This is a genomic window from Pinirhizobacter sp. (assembly GCF_035317885.1).
Taxonomy (GTDB): domain Bacteria; phylum Pseudomonadota; class Gammaproteobacteria; order Xanthomonadales; family Rhodanobacteraceae; genus Pinirhizobacter.
Genome location: NZ_DATHFX010000379.1, coordinates 1 through 2,143 on the forward strand (window position 1 = coordinate 1; position 2,143 = coordinate 2,143).

3 protein-coding genes are annotated in these 2,143 nt (G+C 66.1%); all 3 read right to left on the minus strand.

Features of this window, described 5'->3' with window-relative positions; all coding sequences use genetic code 11:
* Nucleotides 1-1,035 (minus strand): beta-ketoacyl-[acyl-carrier-protein] synthase family protein (locus VK519_RS12450; protein ID WP_324350208.1); only part of this gene is annotated, 1,035 nt, incomplete at its 3' end.
* On the minus strand, nucleotides 1,032-1,292 hold the full coding sequence (locus VK519_RS12455) for an acyl carrier protein (RefSeq protein WP_324350210.1): 261 nt from the start codon (nucleotides 1,290-1,292) through the stop codon (nucleotides 1,032-1,034). The genes VK519_RS12455 and VK519_RS12450, both read right to left, overlap by 4 nt.
* 52 nt (nucleotides 1,293-1,344) lie before the next feature.
* A partial coding sequence (locus tag VK519_RS12460; RefSeq protein WP_324350211.1) for an anti-sigma factor family protein occupies nucleotides 1,345-2,143 on the minus strand: 799 nt, incomplete at its 5' end.

Consider the following 2,143-nt stretch of genomic DNA (forward strand, 5'->3'; position numbering starts at 1 on the left):
CAGCGCTCCGGATGCCCCCAGCGCATGCCCATGCATGGACTTGGTAGACGATACCGCCGGATGCATGGCGTGGCTTTCAAGCGCCAGGTGGATGGCTCGCGTCTCGGTGGTGTCGTTGGCAAGGGTGCCCGTGCCGTGGGCGTTGATGTAATCCACCTCGGCCGGATCCATCCGTGCATCGGCCAATGCCGCGCGCATGGCCCGGGCGGCGCCGGCATCCGATGGCGCCACGATGTCGCCGGCATCGGCACTCATGCCCACCCCGGCGATATGCGCCAGGATGTTCGAGCCACGTGCCCTGGCGTGGGCAAGGGATTCAATCACGAACATGCCTGCGCCTTCGCCCAGCACCAGTCCGTGGCGCTGCCGGCAGAATGGCCGGCATGTGTCGTCGGCGAGGACGCGCATCGCTTCCCAGGCGCGGAAGACCCCGTAGCTCAGGCACGCCTCGGTGCCGCCAGTGATCGCCACGTCCACCAGGCCGCTGCGGATGGCCAGGACTGCCTGGGCGATGGCATGGTTGGCCGATGCGCAGGCGCTGGACACCGCGAAGGAAGGCCCGGTAATGCCGTGGCGCACGCAGATGTGGCTGGCCACCGCGTTGGCCATGATGCGGACGATGGTCAAGGGATGCAGGCGCTGGGAATTTTCACCATAGAGCTTTTCGCTCGCCGCATCCTGGGTAGTTTCGCCACCCACACCCGTCCCCACGATGACGGCCGCCCGTGTACCACTGGCTTCATCAAAACGGAGCCCAGACTGGGCTATGGCCTCGTCGGCGGCAATCAGGCCGAGCTGCGAAACGCGGTCAAGCAGCGGCAGCGTCCGTTCATCGAAAAAGTTGGCCGGATCGAAGTCCGGGACCTGGGCCGCTACCCGCACACGAAGGCTCTCCGCACGCGGGTGCACCAGCGGGGCAATGCCCACCCGGCCGGCTTTCATGGCGTCCCACAGGACATCCGCGCCGAAGCCGAGCGCACTGACGGCGCCCGCCCCGGTGATGACCACCTGTCGATCGTCGGCGCTGGAACTCACGTCGTGGCCGGCGTTCCCGAGGCCATCGCCTGGCGCACTGCCGCCACCAGCCCCGATGCGGTATCGGCGTCGAGGTTGGCATCCTGCTCGGGCAGGTGGATATCGAAGGCTTCCTCGATGTCGAAAATCACCTCGATGGCATCGAGCGAGCCGATGCCAAGGTCCTTGAAGGTGGTTTCCGCCGTGATTTTCTCCCGCTCCACCCCGGCGCTCTTGGCGATGATGTCGAATACGCGGCTTTCGATCGGGTCAGTCATGGACCTGCTCCCTGGCGGATGGACGGTTTGTGCCGATCTTCTCGACCCTCCATTACCTTTTGCTTTCATTTCGCAAGGAATTTCGCCCGCGGAAGGCCGCCACGAATGTATCCAGGGCATCCGGAGCCACGTTCGACACGGCAATGAAGGCCATGCCGCCCTCGGTCCAACTGACCGCGTTGTAGCCATCGGCGGCGGTGGCTGCTGGTTCCATCGAGCCAGGAGCGGGCCACTGGTAGAGGTTGATCACGTGCAGGCGGTGCCGGTACACCAGCGCCGCCACGCTCCGACCCTGCAGTACGTCCATCCGGCCACCGGCCAGCGGGAAGCCATCGGCGGCAAGGTCCGTGACCTCGGGTGAGAAATCGAGCTTGCCGTCGAACCAGGGCTTTACCGTGTGCTGGTCGGTGGAGACCACGTCGATCAGGTGGTTCAATTGCATCGACCGCATGTGGCCGGAGATCGCTTCGGCAACCACGGCATCCTGCCTGGGGCCCATCCCACGCAGCAATCCGAAACTGCCGATGGCGGCCAGGGCAAGGAATGACGCGGCCAGCGCGAGCCCCCAGGCCGGCATCTTGCGGCGTGCCATGACGCCGGTGCGCGGGGCCGCGGGCAGGATGGACGCGCGCAGGTAGGCCGGTGCCTGGTAGCGCAGCTGCGGGTGGCACATCGCCCCGCGCGTGGCCTCTAGCCTGCGGTAGTACGTGCCGCAGCGTTCGCAGGCTTCCATGTGGCGTGCCACTTCCAGGCTTTGCGCCGCGTCCAGTTCGTCATCCAGGTAGGCCTGCACCAGCAGGGCATCATGGCAATTCATGGCGACACCTCCAGCGGCGAACGGACCAGTTCGG